14 protein-coding genes are annotated in these 18,351 nt (G+C 69.2%); 6 read left to right on the plus strand and 8 right to left on the minus strand.

Going from position 1 to position 18,351, the window contains the following annotated elements:
• Genes ACSHV8_RS18650 through ACSHV8_RS18660 form a run of 3 tightly spaced genes read right to left on the minus strand, consistent with a single transcriptional unit; the run spans nt 1 to nt 2,998 of the window.
• Entirely contained in the window at nt 1-807 is an 807-nt protein-coding gene (locus ACSHV8_RS18650) for a carbohydrate ABC transporter permease (RefSeq protein ID WP_436534777.1), read from the minus strand.
• On the minus strand, nt 807-1,703 hold the full coding sequence (locus ACSHV8_RS18655; protein WP_436534779.1) for a carbohydrate ABC transporter permease: 897 nt from the start codon (nt 1,701-1,703) through the stop codon (nt 807-809). Before ACSHV8_RS18655 ends, ACSHV8_RS18650 begins: the two co-directional genes overlap by 1 nt.
• Complete coding sequence (locus ACSHV8_RS18660) at nt 1,700-2,998, minus strand: ABC transporter substrate-binding protein (protein WP_436534781.1); 1,299 nt, start codon at nt 2,996-2,998, stop codon at nt 1,700-1,702. Before ACSHV8_RS18660 ends, ACSHV8_RS18655 begins: the two co-directional genes overlap by 4 nt.
• 177 nt (nt 2,999-3,175) lie before the next feature.
• Here ACSHV8_RS18660 and ACSHV8_RS18665 point away from each other — a divergent pair, with 177 nt between their 5' ends.
• Entirely contained in the window at nt 3,176-4,471 is a 1,296-nt protein-coding gene (locus tag ACSHV8_RS18665) for a LacI family DNA-binding transcriptional regulator (RefSeq protein ID WP_436534783.1), read from the plus strand.
• Nucleotides 4,472-4,678: 207 nt separating this feature from the next.
• Nucleotides 4,679-6,853 carry a DUF6055 domain-containing protein gene (locus ACSHV8_RS18670; protein ID WP_436534785.1) on the plus strand — a complete coding sequence of 725 codons (2,175 nt, stop codon included), beginning with the start codon at nt 4,679-4,681 and terminating at the stop codon, nt 6,851-6,853.
• A 302-nt stretch (nt 6,854-7,155) separates the two neighbouring features.
• On the opposite strand, the gene ACSHV8_RS18675 is transcribed toward ACSHV8_RS18670, so the two are convergent.
• Nucleotides 7,156-8,226 (minus strand): pectin acetylesterase-family hydrolase, encoded by a 1,071-nt coding sequence (locus ACSHV8_RS18675; RefSeq protein ID WP_436534787.1) that lies wholly within the window; start codon nt 8,224-8,226, stop codon nt 7,156-7,158.
• A 111-nt stretch (nt 8,227-8,337) separates the two neighbouring features.
• Between ACSHV8_RS18675 and ACSHV8_RS18680 the strand changes: the two genes are divergently transcribed.
• Together ACSHV8_RS18680 and ACSHV8_RS18685 are read left to right on the plus strand one after the other, a co-directional pair.
• The gene (locus ACSHV8_RS18680; protein ID WP_436534789.1) at nt 8,338-9,759 is read left to right on the plus strand and encodes a sensor histidine kinase; all 1,422 of its coding nucleotides are present in this window, start codon (nt 8,338-8,340) and stop codon (nt 9,757-9,759) included.
• Nucleotides 9,756-10,427, plus strand: a complete 672-nt coding sequence (locus tag ACSHV8_RS18685; RefSeq protein WP_436534791.1) for a response regulator — start codon at nt 9,756-9,758, stop codon at nt 10,425-10,427. The genes ACSHV8_RS18680 and ACSHV8_RS18685 overlap by 4 nt, the downstream gene beginning before the upstream one ends.
• 23 nt (nt 10,428-10,450) lie before the next feature.
• On the opposite strand, the gene ACSHV8_RS18690 is transcribed toward ACSHV8_RS18685, so the two are convergent.
• Together ACSHV8_RS18690 and ACSHV8_RS18695 are read right to left on the minus strand one after the other, a co-directional pair.
• A complete protein-coding gene (locus ACSHV8_RS18690) occupies nt 10,451-11,248 on the minus strand; it encodes an SAM-dependent methyltransferase (protein WP_436534793.1) in 798 nt (265 codons plus the stop codon).
• A gap of 478 nt (nt 11,249-11,726) precedes the next feature.
• Nucleotides 11,727-12,929 (minus strand): sensor domain-containing phosphodiesterase, encoded by a 1,203-nt coding sequence (locus ACSHV8_RS18695; RefSeq protein WP_436534795.1) that lies wholly within the window; start codon nt 12,927-12,929, stop codon nt 11,727-11,729.
• Nucleotides 12,930-13,228: 299 nt separating this feature from the next.
• Here ACSHV8_RS18695 and ACSHV8_RS18700 point away from each other — a divergent pair, with 299 nt between their 5' ends.
• A complete protein-coding gene (locus tag ACSHV8_RS18700) occupies nt 13,229-14,242 on the plus strand; it encodes a hypothetical protein (protein WP_436534797.1) in 1,014 nt (337 codons plus the stop codon).
• A 61-nt stretch (nt 14,243-14,303) separates the two neighbouring features.
• Here the strand turns inward: ACSHV8_RS18700 and ACSHV8_RS18705 are convergent, their stop codons facing one another.
• Together ACSHV8_RS18705 and ACSHV8_RS18710 are read right to left on the minus strand one after the other, a co-directional pair.
• Nucleotides 14,304-15,212 carry an SDR family oxidoreductase gene (locus tag ACSHV8_RS18705; RefSeq protein WP_436534799.1) on the minus strand — a complete coding sequence of 303 codons (909 nt, stop codon included), beginning with the start codon at nt 15,210-15,212 and terminating at the stop codon, nt 14,304-14,306.
• 137 nt (nt 15,213-15,349) lie between these two features.
• On the minus strand, nt 15,350-16,840 hold the full coding sequence (locus tag ACSHV8_RS18710; RefSeq protein WP_436534801.1) for an arabinofuranosidase catalytic domain-containing protein: 1,491 nt from the start codon (nt 16,838-16,840) through the stop codon (nt 15,350-15,352).
• Nucleotides 16,841-17,365: 525 nt separating this feature from the next.
• Between ACSHV8_RS18710 and ACSHV8_RS18715 the strand changes: the two genes are divergently transcribed.
• Nucleotides 17,366-18,304, plus strand: a complete 939-nt coding sequence (locus tag ACSHV8_RS18715; RefSeq protein WP_436534803.1) for a cutinase family protein — start codon at nt 17,366-17,368, stop codon at nt 18,302-18,304.
• The last annotated feature ends 47 nt before the right edge of the window (nt 18,305-18,351 follow it).

An 18,351-nucleotide genomic window follows, 5' to 3' on the forward strand; every position in this document is an offset into this window, starting at 1 on the left:
TCAGCCCTTGAGTGCGCCGGACATGAAGCCGCGGACGTAGTGCCGCTGCAGTGCGAGGAACAGGACGATGCAGGGAAGCGCGAGCACGACCACGCCGGCTTCGGTGGCGCCGTAGTCGACGATCCCCATCACCTGCTGGCGCATGTTGGCCACGGCCAGTGGGAGGGGCAGTTTCGCGGAGTCGCTGATCAGGACCAGCGGGGTGATGAAGTCGTTCCAGGCGGCCAGGAACGCGAACAGGCCCACCGTGATCAGGCCCGGTTTCACCGCCGGGACCAGGATGTGCCGCAGCGTGCGGAAACTTCCGCAGCCGTCGACCTGGGCCGACTCGGCCAGATCCTTCGGCACGGCCTCGAACGAGATGCGCATCAGGAACGTGGCGAACGGCAGCTGGAACATGGTGAGCACCAGCGACAGCCCGACCAGCGAGTTCTGCAGCCCGAGCTGGTTGAGCAGCACGTAGAGCGGGATCAGCAGGGTCGCGTAGGGCACCATCAGGATGGCCAGGGTGACCAGGAAGAGCAGATTCTTGCCGGGGAACACGAAGCTGGCGAACGCGTAGCCGCCCAGCAGCGACACGGCCAGGGTGAAGGCCACCGTCATCAGCGACACCGCCGCCGAGTTCAGCAGGTACTGCCCGATGCCGGCCTGGTAGTGCGCCAGCGTCGTGTAGTTGCCGAAGCCCCACCCGTGGACCTGCTGCGTGCCGGCCTGCGGACTGACCGAGGCCACCGAGGCCCAGGCCAGGGGAAACAGGAAGAGAAGAGCAAGACCGCCGGTCAAAACAAATTTAGGCGTACGCAACATCAGCTCTCCTTTCCGCGCAGGCCACGGAACTGGGCGATGTTGAGGACCAGCAGAGCGAACAGCACCAGAATCGACAGGGCCGCCGCCCGGCCCAGGTTGTTCTGCCCCTGGAAGGCCATGTTGTAGATCAGCTGGACGATGGTGATCGTGCTGTTGTCCGGCCCGCCCTTGGTCAGGATGTAGAACTGGTCGAAGGCCAGCAGCGAACCGGTGACGCAGAGAATCGTGCACAGCGCCAGCGACGAGCGGATCAGCGGCACGGTGACGTGCCAGAACGTCTGGAACCGGCCGGCGCCGTCGAGGCGCGCCGCCTCGTAGACGTCCCCGGGAATGCCCTGCAGCCCGACGAGCAGCAGCAACATGTAGAAGCCGGAGTAACGCCAGACGATCAGCGCCACCGTCGACCAGAGCGCCGAACTCGGCGTGCCCAGGAACGAGACCGCACCGAACGGGCTGCTCTGCGGGGAGTAGAGCGCGTAGAAGAGCAGCGACGCCGAGGCGAGGCCCAGTGCGGACGGGACGAGGAACGACGTACGCAGGAATCCGGTCCATCGGTTTGATTCCTGGACGAGCAGAGCCAGGCCGAGGGCCAGCGCCAGCAGGATGACGGTCGTGACCAGGGTGTACTTGACCGTGAAGCCGACCGCCGGCCAGAACAGCCGGTCGTCGAGCACGTCGGAGAAGTTCTCCGGGGCGTTGATGCCCCGGTATCCGGCGAACAGTCCCCAGTCCGAGACCGACATCCGGGCCACGATCCCGATCGGGATGACGAAGAAGATCACCACGAAGAGCGCGGTCGGGGCGGCATAGGCCCAGCCCTGGGTTCTGGTGCTCCGCCTCTTCGGGGCGGCCACCGGTTTGTCCACGACCTCGGCCCGGCTCTGCAACGTCGTCACTGCCCGAGCACCTGCGTCAGTGCCTGATTGTCCTTCTCGAGGGCGCCGGCGTCGCCGTACACCTGGTCGCGCAGCAGGGTGACCCACGGGCTGCCGGGGGCGTTGAAGCCCTGCTGGAAATTGACCGACACCGGCGTCTTGCTGTGCGGGTCGGCCGCGACCTTGTTGATCGCCACCAGGCGCGGATCCTTGGCCGCGTACTGGTTGTCGGCGAAGTCGGTGCGCGACACGCTGCTGTTGTTGGCCGCGAGCACGTCGACCTGGGCCTTGTCGGACATCAGCCAGGACAGGAAGTTCCACGCCTGCTGCGTCTTCTTGGAATCCTTGGAGATGCCGACCCCGTCACCACCGACGAACGTGGACCCGCCGCCGCTGACCCCGGGGATCGCCGTGACACCGACGTCGACCGTCTTGGCCGCGGTGGAGAGCAGCGTCGCCGGGTACGGCATCACGCCGATCTTGCCCTCCTGGAACGCCGCGACCCAGGTCGCGCCGGTCTCGTCCTTGGCACCGGGGGCGATCGCCCCGGCCGACTGCAGGTCCCGCCAGGTGCTGTACACCTTCTGCGCGGCCGGCCCGTTGAGCAGCGACTGCGTGCCCTCCGGGTTCATCACGTCCTCACCCGAGGCCCAGACCATCGGGAACCAGGTGAAGACGTTGCAGCCACCGCAGTTGCCGCCGAAATACGTGCCGTAGACGTCCTTCTTGCCGAGCTTCTGCACGGCCAGGGCCTGCGCCTTGAACTCGTCGAGAGTGGTCGGGCCCTTCTCCGGGTCGAGGCCGGCCTCCTTGTAGAGCTTCTTGTTCCAGAACATCACCGACAGGTCCAGGACGAACGGCATCACGTACTTCTTGCCCTCGTACGTGCCGGCCGCCAGGTGACCCTGGTTGATCTTGTCGGCGTACGGGAGCTTGCCGATGCTGTCGGTCAGGTCGGCGAACAGCCCGGCCTTGGTCCAGTTGGGCACGTAGACGATGTCGGCCGCGAACAGGTCGGGCAGCTGGCCGGCGCCGGCCGCGGCACCCACCTTGGCCACGTAGTCGTCGTTCGGGACGATGGTCAGCTTGACCTGGTTCTTGTGCGACTTGTTGTACGCGTCGACGAGCGCCTTGGCCTGCAGTTCGAGCGGCGCCCTGGTCCACAGGGTCAGGGCCGCGCCGTCATCGACGCCGTCGACGCCCGCGGCGGTCGGCGCCTCGGCCTTGCCGGTGTCACCGCCGCAGGCGGCCATCGCCACCGCCAGCCCGATCGCGGCGACGCCGGCGAGGGCCCGCCGGACTATCCGGGTACGCAAAATAGCCTCCCAGTCAGGAGTTTTCGGGGTTTTCGGTGCTGGTATCTTTCGGTTAGCCTCCTCTACTGAGCAGGAGGCGATGAACAGCGAGGATTGCGCTGGGCGGGAATGTTTCCGACCAGCCGAAAACGTTTTCGAGAACGTAATACGGAGGAAAAACTGTTGTCAAGAGCTTCGATGGAGCCCGAACCGGCGCAGAGCGCCAACCGCGCTGTGACGCTGCGTGACGTCGCGAAGCTGGCCGGCGTCTCGATCGCGACCGCGTCGAAGGCCCTGAACAACCAGCCGCAGGTCCGCGCGGAAACCCGGGCCCAAGTGATCCGGGCGGCCGAACAACTGTCGTTCTCGCCGAACACCCTCGCCCAAGGATTGATCACGCAACGTAGCGGGACGGTCGGCCTGCTGACGTCCGACCTGGAGGGTCGATTCTCCATCCCGATCCTGATGGGCGCCGAGGACGCGTTCGGCTCCGACCAGACGTCGGTGTTCCTGTGCGACGCGCGCGGCGACTCGGTCCGGGAAAAACACCACCTCCGGGCGCTGCTGTCCCGCAAGGTCGACGGGCTGATAGTGGTGGGAGCGCGGCCGGACGCGCGGCCCTCGCTCGGGCGGGACCTGCCGGTGCCGGTGATCTACGCCTACTCCCCCTCGGACGACCCGGGCGACCTGTCACTGGTCACCGACAACGTCGGCGGCGGACGCCTCGCCGTCGACCACCTGATCCGGCACGGCCGCCGGCGCATCGCCCACATCACCGGCGACGAAACCTACGGCGCCGCGCAGGACCGCGCCCGCGGCGCCCTCGAACGCCTGGCCGAAGAAAAACTCGAACTCGCCGGCGACCAGGTGTGGTTCGGCTCCTGGTCAGAAGCCTGGGGCCGCGGCGCCACCCGCATGGTCCTGCAGCGCACCCCCGACGTCGACGCCATCTTCGCCGGCTCGGACGAGATCGCGCGGGGCGTCCTCGACGTGCTCCACCAGGAGAACCTCGACGTGCCGGGTCAGGTCGCGGTGATCGGCTTCGACAACTGGAACATCCTCGCGGCCAACGCCCGCCCCCCGCTGTCGACCGTGGACATGAACCTGGAACAGCTGGGCCGGCTGGCCGCGCAGCGTCTGTTCGCCGCCATCGACGGCTCCCTCCCCAACCGCGGCGGCGGCGCCGCCGGCCTCTCGGCCGGCGCGAACCTCGCGGCCGACTCCCCAGCGGGCGGCGGCCTCACCGCCGGCTCCGCCGCGAGCGGACGGCCCACCAGCCGATTTCCTGCGAGCGGCGGCCCCACCAGCGGCTCTCCTGCGAACAGCGGCCTCACCAGCGGCTCTCCTGCGAACAGCGGCCTCACCGGCGGAGCCCTCGCCAATGGAACGCTAGCCGGCGGAGCGCTAGCCAATGGAGCGCGGGCCGGTGGAGCCCTCGCCGGCGGGATCGAGACGGTCGCGTGCCGCCTGGTGATCCGCGAGTCGTCGTCCTGACCGCTCCTCTGACCGCCCACCGGCGCCGGCTCCGTTCACCCGGCCCTCGGCGCCGCCTCACCCCCTCCACCTGCCCGCGCCGCCCCTCCCCCGTCGGCTTTCGGGCATCGGCTTTCTTCATCGACTGAAATTAGGCTTGCCGAAAACGTTTTCATGCCGCAGGGTGGCCTGCCATAGATATCCCCCGATCTATGGCAGGTGAGTTCCGTGAAACATCCCCGCACCTGGTTCCTCGTGTTAGCGCTGCTCTGCGCTGCACTGGTCGCGCCGCAATCCCCGGCGGCCGCGGCCACGAAATCCGTCTACATCCCCTCCTACTGGACCCAGACCGGCGAGGTCCCCTGGTCGTCCAGCCGCAGCCAGCAGTCGACCAACTTCATCCTGCTCTGGGGTGAGAAGTCCGGGACCAGCCCGACCAGCGCCCCTTCCCCGTACAACTTCGACCCGAACAGCATCATCACGCAGCTCGAGAACCTGTACTCGTTCTACGTGAACACCATGCAGTTCACCCCCGAGACCGGCTTCCTCGCCCAATACAAGATCATCGTCATCGTCACCAACACCTGGAACCGCGCCGAGCTGAACGCCTGGGCCACCGGCGGCTCGGTCGACGGCACCGTCGGCGTCATCAACATCGACCCGAAGGCGGCACTGCCCGGCTCCTGGGGTCTGGCCCACGAGCTGGGACACGTGTTCCAGAACTACACGTTCCTGGGCCGCTCCGGTTACGGCTTCACCGACGCCTCGGCCGGCACGTTCTGGGAGACCAGTGCCGAGTTCATGGCCATGCAGGCGCTGCCCACCACGGCGGCCGGCGACCTGTCACGGTGGTTGCGCTCGGAGAACCTGTACTACAGCTCCAGCCGCCACCACTACGGCAACTGGATGCTCGCGCAGTACATCAAGGACCGCGACGGGCTGGCCATGTTCAACCGGATCTGGAACGAGGCCCGCAGCACCGAACACCCGCTGGAGACCTACCGCCGCATCACCGGGATCACGCAGGCCGAACTCAACCGCCGGATCGGCGAATACGCCACCCGCACGGTCACCTACGACTTCGGCAACCGCTCGACGCTGATGCCGTTCATCACCAACGTGTACGGCGCCGGATTCCTCAACAACGCCTACAACGGTGGCGGGGTCGAGGCCGTCGACCAGAGCCTCGGCCACTACCGCATCAACGACCGGATGGCCCCGGCCGACTACGGCTTCAACAAGATCAAACTGGTCCCGGCCGGCAGCGGCGCCCTCGTGAAGGTCCGCCTCAAGGGCCATTCCGAGACCGGCGCCTCCGGCTGGACGTTCGGCCTGGTCGCCAAGCGCAGCGACGGCACCGCCCGTTACTCGTCCCTGTTCACCGGCGTCGACGGCCAGATCGACTTCCAGCTCCAGTCCGGCGAGACCGAGGCGTGGCTGGTCGTCACCGCGACCCCCGGCGCGGTACCGCACTACGCGTTCCTCGACGGATACACCAAGGCCAGGCGTTTCCCGTACGAGTTCCGGGTCAGCGGCGCGACACCGTCGGGCTTCGAGCCGGGCTACGTGAAGCCGGCCGCCACCAACGGCGGTCACTGGCACAGCAACGGCGGCGGCTGGGTCTCCGGAAGCGCCAGCGTCGCCGCCACCGCCTACGTCGGCCCGAAAGCGGCCGTCTACGCCGGAACGGTCACCGGCAACGCCCGCATCGAGGGCCTGGGCTGGGTCAACGGCGGCACCGTGGGCGGCAACGCGGTGGTGAAGGACAACGCCCTGATCCAGGGCGGCGCCAACCTCTCCGGCAACATCGTCGTCGGTGGCGACGCCGAGTTCGCCATCTCGTGCAGCGCCGGCACCTACCTCCAGTTCAACCCGGACCGCGGCTGCGACGGCGCCGGCGGCGAGTCCGACATCAACCCGTCCCACGGCACCTTCGCCAGCGCCGACCTGGCCATCGGCGGCACCACCACCCCGGCCGAGACGAACCTGGCCCGTACCGCGACCGCCTCCGCGTCCTACACCTCCCCCTGGGAGTCCGTCGCCGCGATCAACGACGGCCTCGAACCGTCCGCCTCGAACGACATGGTCAACCCGCGCTGGGGCACCTGGCCCAACAGCGGTGCCCAGTGGGCGGAGCTGACCTGGTCGAACGCCGTCACCCTCAAGAAAGCGCAGGTGTACCTCTTCGACGACAACGACGGTGTCCGTCTGCCGGCCTCCTGGAAGCTCCAGTACTGGACCGGCACCGCCTACGCCGACGTCCCGGCCGCCAGCGGCTATCCGGCAACGGCCAACGCCTACAACACGGTCACGTTCACCTCGGTGACCACAACCCGGCTCCGGGTCGCGCTCACCTCCAGCGGAACCTCCTCGGTCGGCCTCCTGGAGATCAAAGCCTCCTGACGTACGGCCGTGGGCCGCCCCGCCGCCAGTCTCCGCGGGACGGCCCACAGTCGACGACATCCCTGCTCCCGATAACCCCGACCCAGACGACTCCAGCCCCGACAACCCCGGCCCCGGCGACCCCGGCCCCGATGACTCCGGTCCCGACACCCTCGACCCGGATATCCCCGGCCCCGGCGTGCCTGGGGTCAGAACGGTGTCCAGTTGCGGACTCTGCGGCGACGCCAACGCCGGATCACGTGGTGATGCGAGCCCGGCGGGGCGGTGCTCACGCCGTACCAAAGCTGGGTTGACATGCTCGATCACGGGCCACACTCGACGCAGTGGACGTCGGCCGGCGGCATCTTGTCGTTGACGAGTTTGCGCAGCCAGTCGGGCAGATGAACGCCGTTGACGCTCAGCTCGTAGAACTTGTCCGGCTCGAAGATCTGATGGTCGGCACCCGGCGCCGTGAAGCTGTGCAGGGCCACGCCCGCGGCCTCGATCGTCTTCTCGTTGGAGTCGGTCAGCGCGAGCAGACCTGCCGGATCACTCTTCGTCCAAGCGGTCACCTCGCGATACGCGTGTGGGTCGTAAGCGAAGTCGAAGCGGGCCAACACCAGGTTCGGATCGTGGCGACCGGCTTGGATCCAGAGGCCAGAAACGCTCCACTGGGCGACGCTGCGGTCCTTGACCGCCCAGACGGGCATCGCGGCGTAGGCCCCCCACCTCGTACCCAAGACCTCGGTGTTGAATCTGACGTCGTCGGGCCAGGCGCCGGATTGGGCACCGAAGACGACGACCTGGGCTTTCGGGAGTTTGTCGGCGACCAGGCCGCCGTAGATCGGTGCCGCGACCGAGCCGGCCGTCTTGCCGATGACCACGACCTGTTCGACGTCCGGATAGTGGGTGGCCAGGTAGTCGACGGAGGCTGTGCCGTTCGTATAACCCCTGTGCTCGACGGTCAGCTGCGGCGAATACTTCTGAGTGGTGTTGCCCAGGTGCGCGTCGCCGGTGCAGCTGCTGACATAGAGGAACGAGTAGTCGGCGAACGGGTTGTCAGACCGGGTCGTGTCGAACATGCCGCTGCGGTTGGCCGGGTCGACACTGTGCAGGTTCCAGGCATATTCGTTGCTCTCGCCCTCCGAGTCGCTGCTGGTGAACGCGCAGGTCGTGGCATCCCAGCAGACTCCGCCACCGTTCAGGAACAGGACGACCCTGGTCGGATCGGTGCGTCTCTCCCAGAAGTTGAACTGGCTGCCGTCGGCGCAGTGGCAGTCGCCCGGCGGCACCACCTTGGTCCACTCCATCGCCGTGTGGGTCTTGGGTAGGCTGCGGCAACCGGCCAGCGCCAGGGCCAGCAGCACCAGCAGCACGAGCGGTGGTTTCGTCATGCGATCGAGGCTCCGCCACGGCGGGCCCGGCCCGCATCTGCCCGAAGTCAGGTCTCGAATACTTACTTTCGATAGTGTCCGGGCGGCCGCGCCGCGACCTAGATTCTTCGCATGGGCATGTGGGCGGCAGCGCGCAGACCGGGATCGCAGGATGTCGGTCTCGCCATCGTGCTGCTCGCCGGCACCGCCCTGATGCTCGCCGGGGCGCAGGGCGGCCAGGCCGCCGGGGTGACTCCGGTGCTCGACGGCTCGCTGGCCGAGGCCTGGCCGCGGATCCGATGGCTCCTGATCGGAGTCGCCGCGGCCGCCGTCGCCGTGCGTCGTCGCCGGCCGTTCCCCGCGCTGGTCGCGGCCACTCTTGCCACCCTCGCGCGGATGGCCGCGGCCGATGCTCCGGTGGTCGCCGACGTGGCCATCCCGATACTGCTTTATACGGTCGCCGCCCAGCGGAGACGCGCGGTGTCACTCACCGTGCTCGGCGGCCTTCTGGCCACGGCGGTCGGCTGGTCGGCCTATGTGGCGCTCGACGGCAAGACCGACGGCTGGGCCTTCCAGAGAACGGTAGCCTCCGGCGGCCAAGGCCGCGACCTGGAGGCCACTGACGGTTCACCCGGCGACGCACGGCAGGCTGGTGCTCCGGCTCCGGACAACGATTCGGTACGGGGTGAGAACCACACCGTGCTCGGCCCGACCGACTGGGGTGGGATCGTCCTGCTCGGCCCGCTGCTGGTCGGGGAATGGGCGATCGGGTGGGGCATGCGCAGCCGCCGTGCCTATCTCGGTGAGCTCGTGGCACGGGCCCGTGACCTGGAGCGTGAGCGGGATCAGCAGGCCGCGCTGGCCGTGGCCGCCGAGCGGGCACGGATCACCCGTGAGCTGCACGACGTCGTCGCGCACGGGCTGGCCGTCATCGTGATGCAGGCGCAGGGCGGGGCGGCGGCATTCGAGAAGCGGCCTTCGGACACGCTCGCCGCGCTGGACACGATCGTGGCAACCGGGCGAGCATCCCTTGCCGACATGCGGCAGGTGTTGTCGGCGACCGGGCCGGTGGACGGGACCCAGCCCGTGCCGGGGCTGGCGCGGCTGCCACAACTCGTCGAACAGGTGCGGCAGGCGGGCACTTCGGTCCAGCTGCACATCGAGGGCGTGCCACGGCCGCTGCCGGCCGGGGTGGACGTGTCGGCCTATCGGATCGTGCAGGAGGCCCTGACCAACACCATGAAGCACGGTGGGCCGGGTGCTTGTGCTCAGGTCGTGGTGGCGTACCGACGCGGCGAATTGAGGATCGACGCCCGTGACAACGGCGTCGGCGGGACGCCCGACGATATGTCCCGCAGCGGGCCGCCGGGTGCAATGTCGGTCGGCTGGGCGGTGCCAGGCGGTTGGGTGCTCGGCGAAGGAACGGGGAACGGGTTGCGCGGCATGCGGGAACGGGTGGCGCTGCTCGGTGGCGAGGTCGAAGTGGGACCCGGGCCGGGTGGTGGGTATGTCGTGTCGGCGCGGATTCCGCTTGAGCGGCTGGAGATCACGTGATCCGGGTACTGCTGGTGGACGATCAGGTGCTCTTGCGAGCCGGGCTGCGGATGATCCTCGAGAACTCCGACGACATGCAGGTTGTCGGGGAGGCCGATGACGGCTCGGCAGCGGCCGGGCTGGCGGTGACGGCCGAGCCGGACGTGATCCTGATGGACATCCGGATGCCCGGGGTCGACGGGCTGGAGGCGACCCGCCGGATCCGCGCGGCACTGCCGGAAGGGCCACGGATCCTCATTCTGACCACGTTTGATCTGGACGAATACGTGTATTCGGCGCTGCGGGCCGGGGCAAGTGGGTTCCTGCTCAAGGACACCCTCGCCGCTGATCTGCTGTCGGCGATCCGGGTGGTGGCCAAGGGGGACGCGATCGTGGCGCCGTCGGTGACCCGGCGGTTGATCGAGCGGCACATCGGGACGTCCGAGGATCCGCTGCCGCGGACGGTGGTGGAACTTGAGGCGCTCACCGAGCGGGAACGGGAGGTGCTGGAGCTGATCGCCCGCGGACTGTCCAACGCGGAGATCGGCGGGAGGTTGTTCCTGACCGAGGGGACGGTGAAGGGGTACGTCAGTCGGTTGCTGACCAAGCTCGGGTTGCGGGACCGGGTTCAGGCGGTCGTGTTCGCGTACGAATGCGGCCTGGTCCGGGCCGGTGCCAACGAGCGATGAGAGGGAGAGGGACTGCTATGTGATCAGGGGACTCGGGCGACGGCGACCCAGCACATCGCGTCGGCGACCGTCGTGGTGGTGTCGGGGGCGGGGTGCCATTCGACGCTGGAGACGATTCCGGGGTCGACCAGGTCGAGGCCGGTGAGGAAGGCCAGGACCTCGTCGCGGGTGCGGGCTCGGTAGACGCCGTGCCGGCCACTGCCGATCAGGGCTTGGACCTTGGACTGGACCGCGGGCGGCAGAGTGTCGAACGTGCCGTGGACGATCACCACGTAGCTGCCTGGTGCCAGGGCGGCGATCAGGGTGCGGACCGCCTCGTGAGCGCGCTCGTCGTCGTCGATCAGGTGGAGGACGCTGCCCAGGAGCACGGCGACCGGCTGGCTGAAATCGATCACTTGGAGTAACCGGGCGTCGGTGAGGAGGCGGTCGACGTTCAAGAGGTCGCCGTCGACGAATTCGGTTACTCCCTGTGGGTGGCTGAGGGTTTGGCCGCGGTGCTGGACGCCGACAAGGGCGTCATTGTCGACGTACGCGATCCGGGTTGTCGGGTTTGCCTCTTGTGCGACCTCGTGCACATTGGGTGAGAGCGGGCGGCCGGCGCCGATGTCGAGGATCTGGCTGATGCCTCGGTCGGCGACCAGGTGGCGTACGACGCGCATGACGACCGCGCGGCCCTCGCGGGCGGCGGACATCATGTTCGGCAGGACGCTGACGATGGTCGCGGTGGACTCCCGCTCGGCGGAATAGTTGTCCTTGCCGCCGAGCCACTGGTTGTAGCGGCGCGAGGTGTTCAGGCCGCTGATGTCGGGCTCCGGGGGCATCGCGGCACCTCGCAGTGGTCGGAAGAACGGCACCCGCCACTGTAGTCGCTCACCCCGGCCCAGCGGGTGCCCCAAAAGGGGACACAGTGGGGCACGGCCCGGCACGGCACGACGCGGGGCACGAAGCCGCGCGGTGCGGCCGGCGCGGCGCGGGGCGGGCCGGCGCAGCGCGGCGCAGGGCGGCGCAGGGCGGGCCGGCGCAGGGCGGCGCAGGGCGGGCCGGCGCAGGGCGGCGCAGGGTGGGCCGGCGCAGGGCGGCGCAAGCCCACCGTGACGCAGGTGGCGGCGCGACGCGGGCAGGGGCGCGACGCGGGCAGGGGCGCGACGCGGGCGCGGGCACAACGCGGGCGCGGGCACAACGCGGGCGCGGGCACAACGCGGGCGCGGGCACAACGCGGGCGCGGGCACAACGCGGGCGCGGGCACAACGCGGGCGCGGGCACAACGCGGGCGCGGGACCCGGCTGCCCCGGGATCGGGTCAGGGCAGTGGGGCGGGTCGAGCCAGGTGGTACCCCTGCCCGCAGGCCACCCCGATCGCCGTCAGGCGGGACAGTTCGGACGGGGTTTCGATGCCCTCGGCGATCAGCCCGGCGCCGATCCGAGCCGCGAAGTCGTTCAGGCAGGTGGCCAGGGCGGCCTTCACCAGGTCCGTGTCGATGTCGCGGACCAGGCTGATGTCGAGTTTGATGAGGTCCGGGCACAGCCGCAGGATGTGTTGGAGGCTGGCGTAGCCGGCACCGGCGTCGTCGACGCTCACCCGGATGCCGGTTTGGCGGAGGGAGGCGAGCGCGTCGGTCAGTGCCTCGTAGTCCTTGACCTGCGCGTGTTCGGTGATCTCGATGGTCAGGCGTGGACCGGCGTGGCCGAGGAGGGTGTCGCGCACCTCGGCGTCGAGCAGCGCGTCGGCGGACAGGTTGACGGCGAGCCACGTGTCCGGGGGCAGGTCGTCGAGGCGGTGCAGCGCTCCGCGCAGGGCCAACAGTTCCAGGGGTACGCCGAGTCCGGCCTGGGCGGCGGCCGCGAACGCGCGGTCCGGGCCGGTGAAGGTGGCCGGGTCGAAGCGGGCCAGGGCCTCGAATCCGACCGTGGTGTTGTCGGCCAGGCGGACGACCGGCTGGAACACCATGGTGACGGAACGGTCGTCGAGGACCGACTGTACGGTGCGGCGGGCCGTGGCGACGGCCTGCCGCTGTTCGGCGAGCGGGCCGGCCATCAGGTCACCGATCAGGTCGGCGATCAGGCTCAGGTAGGTGACCGCCCGTTCGTCGAGTGACGGGTCGGGGTGCCGGCTGACGCAGCAGAGCATGCCGCCGAAGACGCCGTCCGAGGTGTGCCACGGCACTCCCGCGTACGAGCCGATGCACAGGTCGCTGGTCGCGGCGAGGTCGCGGGTGATCGGGTGCCGGCGGACGTCGGGGACGACGTCGGGCAGTGTGCCGGCGAGGACTCGGGCGCAGAACGATCCGATCAGGTCGGCGCCTTCGGTCAGCGGCACGTTCATCTCGTCGACGGCGCCGGTGGCGGCGCAGATCATCACCCGGTCCGCGGTGAGGACGGACACCCAGGCGACTTCGACGCCGAGCCGGGCGCGGACCCGGTCCAGGAGCCGTTCGGCTTCGGCCTGTTCCGAACTTCCGGGCTGCCACCACGACGTCCGTGTCCCCGCGGCGATTGCTTGCACGATGGTTCTCCCTGCTCGACCTTCGACCCCGACTGTCGGCGGGCGCGGGCCGATTCTGAGGAGGACGCGGAGCCAGGCTGCGAACGGGTTGCCGACAACTTAAGGCGACACTCAGGCGCCCACTCCCGACGCGCGCGATAAGGCCTGGTCAGAACCGGTCGCGCGGAGCTCACGACGTACGCCGAAATTGAAATTGATCTTAAATGGAAAACTCGTGGCGCCATCGTTGATCCGCCATGGGAGCGATCCCGTATCGATGGCCGAAGGCATGTCTATGCCATGGGGAAAGGCACAGGCCAATGTATCGGTCAAAGATCATCAAGTCGCGGCGCTGGCAGGTTGTCGCGGTGGTCGGGGTCGCCGTGACCCTGGCCGGAATCGGACTCGGGGTGGCGTCGGCGGCGGAGTCGTCGGCCTCGCCGACAGTCAACTGCCCCGATGTCAAGATCACCGTGTCGGTCCCGGCGCAGGCGCAGAACGAGGTCAACCAGAACCTCGCGCTGCTCAAGACCCAGATCGACGAGGCCAATCAGCGCATCGTCGCGACCAAGGGTCAGGGCGGCGCGAACTTCATCCAGAACGCGATCCTCGGACCGCTGAAGGACAAGCGGTTTGCCACGATCAACCGGATCGAGACGGCGATCGGCCGCAACGCCGCGAAGCCGAACCTCAACGCCGAGGGCCTGGCGGCCTGCACGCTGAACCAGAACGGCGGGGGTGGTGCCACCGCGGCGCCGACCACCGCTGCGGCCACCACCGCCCCCGGCGCCAACCTGGGGATTCTGACCAACAGCTGCGACACCAGCAAGCTTCCGGCGCACGACGGTTTCCAGAAGGGTGACCGTTGTGTCAGCACCGAGTTCGGCGAGGTCGCCTCGGCGGCCAACGACGCCTCGCTGCTGATCGTGCAGGCGCCGCAGCGTGTCGGCGTCAACCAGGCGTTCACGCTCAAGGTGAGCACCCGGAATCTGATCCGCGACCGCTTCCTGGCCGCCGGTCAGGGCGGGTACTACGTGGAGTCCAGCGTTCTGCAGAACGGCATCGTGCGCGGACACTTCCACACCGCGTGCCGCATGCTGGCCAGCACGAACACGGCGCCCGCGCCGGACCCGGTCCCCGCGTTCTTCGTGGCGACCGAGGACAGCAAGGGCGGCAAGACGCCCGACTCGGTGACCATCCAGGTGCCGGGTCTGCCGCAGGCGGGCACCGCGCAGTGCGCCTCCTGGGCGGGCGACGGCTCGCACCGCATCCCGATGATGGAGCGGGCGAACCAGACGCCGGCCATGGACGCGGTCCGCATCCAGGTCCGCTAAAAGGCAAAAAGCAAGATCAAGATCAAGGACCGGCGGCCGTACGGCGGTTGCCGGTCCTTTGTCATCCCAGGCTCACCCCGGTGAGACGCTCCGACTCGGCCCACAGCCGAGCGCGCACGCCCTTGTCCAGGGCCCGGCCGGTCGGGCGGGCGACCGCGGTCGGCCCGACGAGACTCAGCCAGCGCGGCCCGTAGTAACCGCCGGGAACCGCGTCGGGGCTGGTCGCGGCGTACAGCAACGGCTCTGCGCCCTGCTCGACGCCCTGACTGGGCACCACCCGGAACCCGATGCGCATGGCCAGACTGGCCCGGCCGCCGCCCTGGGTCGGACCCGAGCTCTGCAGATTCGTCCGCGTATAGCCGGGGTGCGCGCCCGCCGACATCAGCGGCCAGCCGCGGGCGGCGGCAAGGTCGGCCAGCTCCAGCATGAGCATGAGGTCGGCCAGCTTGGACTGCGCATAGGCCCGGGTCGGGGTGTAGCCGTCGCGCAGCTGCAGGTCGTCGAAGGCGATCCGGCCCTGGGCCGAGGTGCCGCTGCTCATCGTGGCCACGCGCGGGGCCGGCGCGGCCAGCAGCAGCGGCAGCAGGCGCCCGGTCAGCGCGAACGGGCCCAGATAGTTGCTGGCCAGCTGCAGCTCGAAGCCGTCGGGCGACTCCGTGCGCTGCGGCAGCATCATCACGCCGGCGTTGTTGAGCAGCAGGTCCAGCGGGCGGCCGCGGGCGATCAGGGTGTCGGCGAAGTCGCGGACCGAGGCGAGGTCGGCCAGGTCCAGCCGGCGCACCTCGACCTTGGCCCGCGGATGGGCGGCGAGGATCTCACCGCGGGCCCGCTCCCCCTTGGCCGGCGTGCGCACCGCGAGGATCACCTCGGCGCCGGCGCCGGCGAGACGCTTGGCCGCCTCCTGGCCCGTGCCGCTGTTGGCACCGGTCACGACGGCGAGTCGGCCGCTCTGGTCGGGCACCTGATACATGACGCACTCCTTAGAGACCGGCGGTCTTTTGTACGTCACCCAAGTTAGCAGACCGCCGGTCTCATCGACAAGCCGGCCGCTGAACGACGAACGCGGGACCGCCGGGTTCGGCGATCCCGCGTTCGCGGTGAGCTGCGTCAGGACGCGATGGTCCACAGCTGGCAGGGGTTGTTCAGCCACATCCAGAGCCGGGCCGGGGTGCCGTTGGCGGTGCCGCAGTCCTGATCGTCGAGGACCATGCCACTGTTCTCGACCACCAGCTCATACTTGCCGTTGCCGGCCGGGATGACCGCCCACTGCTGACACAGGTTGCCCAGCGACTGCCACAGGTCCACCGCCGTGCCCAGCGCCAGCCCGCAGTTCACCGCGTCGAGCACCTTGCCGGCGTTGACGTTGGTGAGCGTCCACTTGTTCGCGCCGACGCTGGTGAACTTCCACTGCTGGCAGGTGTTGCCGAGCGCCGCCCACTGGTCGATCGCGGTGCCGTTGGCGGTGCCGCAGTTGACCGCGTCGAGCACCTTGCCGCTCTGCACGTTGGTCAGGCGGTAGGTGGAGCCGCTGACCGGGAACGTGACGCTCTTGCTGTAGCCGACCGACACGATGTTGGCCTGGACCGAGTTCTCCGTGGCGTCGGACGGGTAGCCGCTGGTCATGACGCCCTCGAAGAACGAGCCGACCGAGCCGTTGCTGTTGTCGCCGCCGATGCCCAGGATGATCGCGCCCTGCTTGGTCATCGGCATGTAGCCCGACTGCGTCGGCAACGATCCGTTGTAGCGGGTCGCCAGGCTGCCGGACTGCGCGTTACCGTCCTTGATCGCGTACGTCGTGGTGCCGTTGTTCTTCAGCACCGCGGTCACGAAGGCGCTGCTGCGGCCGGTGTTGGCGGTGTAGGAACCGTTGCCGCCGGCGAACAGACCGTTCTCCAGGTCGGCCTGCACCCGCGGGCCGCCCGCGCACGGCGAGAACCAGCACTCGGTGCCGAAGTTGATCGCGTCCATGTCACCGTTGCCGGTGTCCAGGTTGTTGGTCTCGGCGTTGCCGTAGTCGAAACAGCAGCGGTCGTTGACGTGGGTGCCCTCGGTGACCATGTACATGCCCTCGGGCTGACTGCCGGTGGCGACACCGCTGGTCGCGTTGTTCCGATACCCGTTGCCGGCCGAGATGTAGACGCCGTAGACCTTGTGGCCGCCGGCCGTCACCGGCAGCGCGGACGCATTCGCACCCTGGTCGGCGGTCGGGTTGGCGCCGCCGCCGGGCGCGATCGACAGGTCGTTGTGCTTCGACGTCTGGTCGTAGATCTTGACGATCGTGCAGTAGGTGCCGGAGCAGAACGAATCCTGCGCGGCGGCGTTGGCATAACCGCCGGCCGCGAGCGTGCCGATGTTGCTGGTGGCACCGTCCGACCAGCGCTTCACCTGGTAGAGCGAGCCACTGTAGGCGCCGAACAGCGCGCGGGTGGTGCTGTGCGCGGCGACGCAGGGCGTGCCGCCAGTGGCATAGATGTCACAGGGCAGGGTGCCCGCGGCGTGCGCGGCGTTGACGCCGACGGCCAGAGCGGCCGCGGCGAGGACGGCGGTCGCGGCGGCCGCGAACGCGGCGCGCCATCGGGAGCGCAGGGAGATCTGCATTTCGGGGAACCCTTCGCGTGCGTGTGGGACGGCCGTCCGGTGGGCGGCGACCGCCTGGGGATCCACGGATGTGAAAGTTAACATCGATTTTCATGGGTGTTTCGGCGATGTCAAGTGGCAGGTTTGTTAACGCTAACCAGGTCCGGCGATCGAGGCCCATCCTGCCCGCCGGGCGGTGTCGGCAAGGTGTCGGCGGCTGAAACCGGGGTGACACCGGGGTCGGCGTAGGTTGCCTCTCACGAAGGGCCGGACATCCGGAGCGACCGGCTCTCAGGCGACCGACGGGCGACGACCGGGAGGACCGGAACATGTGGGCAGCGGGCGGATCCCGCGGCCGGGAATCTTGCCGGCGTCGATGTTCGGGCAGGTGAGCGCGCCGCACAACACGATCGAGTCGAAAGGGGTTCAACCTTTTGCGGCGCACTGCCGTATCTACGGGCAGGTATTTGCACACCGAGTGCAAACAGACCGAGAGGGGTTTCGATGTCTCCCAGGAGGTCCAGCAAACGTAGTGGCCCGCGATCGATGCGCAAGCGCGTCGCGCTGGGCGGCGCGGTGGCGGTCATGACCGTCGGCGCCCTGCTCGTGGTTCAGAACAGCTTCGCCGCGACGATCCCCGGGTTGGGCGCCTCCCGCCAGAGCGCCCACACCGGATCCGCCGCCGGCCAGCGAGCGACGGCCATCGGCCAGGCGACCGGCGCAGCGACCGGCGCGCGGGGCGGCACGACAGCCGGGGCGCAGGGTGGCACGACTGCCGGGCAGCAAGCGGCCGGCAACGCGCGGGCGGCCGGCAGCGGGCTGCGGTTCCCCAGGCTGGGGGCCACGACTCGGGTCGCGTCCAGTGGTGACAAGGCCGGGAACTGCCCGGATGCGCACATCATCGTGACCCGGGCCTCGACCGAGGCGCCCGGCACCGGCATCATCGGATCCCTGGCCACGGCGGTCACCCGGGCCAGCGACCAGACGATCACGGTGGAGGCGACCGACTACCCGGCGCTGCTCAACCCGTATCCGCCGAGCGTGGCGGCCGGCACGAAAGCGCTGACCACGCAGCTCACGAACGAGGCGACGAACTGCCCGGACACCAAGATCGTGGTGATGGGCTACTCGCAGGGGGCGCACGTCATCGGTGACGTCCTCGCGGGTACCGGGCGGGTCGCCGGGTTCACGCAGAGCGCGGCGATCTCCACCGGTGTCTCCGACAAGGTGGTGGCGGTGATCCTCATGGGTGATCCGCGGTATGTGCCGGGCAAGTCGTTCAACGCCGGGACCTCGCAGACGCGGGGGCTCTTCGCCCGGGGCGAGGACGCTTCGTTGGACGCCTTCACCGGCCGGACCCAGTCCTACTGCGACACCGGGGACACGTTCTGCGCCAGTGGGGCGAGCGTGGCGGTGCACCTCAGTTACACGCGCAAGTACAACAACGTCGCCGAGAAGTTCGTCCTCTCCAAGATCGGCGGCTGAGGCCGGTGGTGCGGCGCTCCCGGCAGCGCGGGCGCCGCACCCAGCCG

Origin of the sequence: Actinoplanes sp. HUAS TT8 (assembly GCF_051380535.1) — a bacterium.
In the GTDB taxonomy this organism is placed as follows: domain Bacteria; phylum Actinomycetota; class Actinomycetes; order Mycobacteriales; family Micromonosporaceae; genus Actinoplanes.

What these genes read in the sequence shown, in the direction of transcription:
- ACSHV8_RS18650 (WP_436534777.1), bottom strand. Translation starts at nt 807, where the DNA reads ATGTTGCGTACGCCTAAATTTGTTTTGACCGGCGGTCTTGCTCTTCTC.
- ACSHV8_RS18665 (WP_436534783.1), top strand. Translation starts at nt 3,176, where the DNA reads ATGGAGCCCGAACCGGCGCAGAGCGCCAACCGCGCTGTGACGCTGCGT.
- ACSHV8_RS18675 (WP_436534787.1), bottom strand. Translation starts at nt 8,226, where the DNA reads ATGACGAAACCACCGCTCGTGCTGCTGGTGCTGCTGGCCCTGGCGCTG.
- ACSHV8_RS18680 (WP_436534789.1), top strand. Translation starts at nt 8,338, where the DNA reads ATGGGCATGTGGGCGGCAGCGCGCAGACCGGGATCGCAGGATGTCGGT.
- ACSHV8_RS18690 (WP_436534793.1), bottom strand. Translation starts at nt 11,248, where the DNA reads ATGCCCCCGGAGCCCGACATCAGCGGCCTGAACACCTCGCGCCGCTAC.
- ACSHV8_RS18700 (WP_436534797.1), top strand. Translation starts at nt 13,229, where the DNA reads ATGTATCGGTCAAAGATCATCAAGTCGCGGCGCTGGCAGGTTGTCGCG.
- ACSHV8_RS18705 (WP_436534799.1), bottom strand. Translation starts at nt 15,212, where the DNA reads ATGTATCAGGTGCCCGACCAGAGCGGCCGACTCGCCGTCGTGACCGGT.
- ACSHV8_RS18710 (WP_436534801.1), bottom strand. Translation starts at nt 16,840, where the DNA reads ATGCAGATCTCCCTGCGCTCCCGATGGCGCGCCGCGTTCGCGGCCGCC.
- ACSHV8_RS18715 (WP_436534803.1), top strand. Translation starts at nt 17,366, where the DNA reads ATGCGCAAGCGCGTCGCGCTGGGCGGCGCGGTGGCGGTCATGACCGTC.